Raw genomic sequence first — 248 nt, forward strand, 5'->3', positions numbered from 1 at the left:
TGCTATTGTATCCATGGCCCACGGCCTGAAACTCAATATTGTTGCCGAAGGCGTCGAAACCGAGACTCAACTAAGTTACCTAAAGTCTTTGGGCTGCCAGGAGATTCAAGGCTTCTATTTTGGTAGAGCCGTTCCAGGCCGTGACGCACTTGAACAGATTAACAACAATGCGAGCCAGCTTATTGAGATATAAGCTGGCCTTTTTCCTCAGAACATCCATAATAATGCAAAGCCTTATAGTCAAACCT

At 45.2% G+C, this 248-nt stretch carries 1 protein-coding gene; it reads left to right on the plus strand.

Translation table 11 applies throughout. From position 1 onward, the window contains the following. On the plus strand, positions 1-193 hold a 193-nt coding region (locus tag A3763_RS07130), incomplete at its 5' end, for an EAL domain-containing protein (protein ID WP_156494986.1). Between the last annotated feature and the right edge of the window lie 55 nt (positions 194-248).

This window comes from Oleiphilus sp. HI0128 (genome assembly GCF_001635365.1).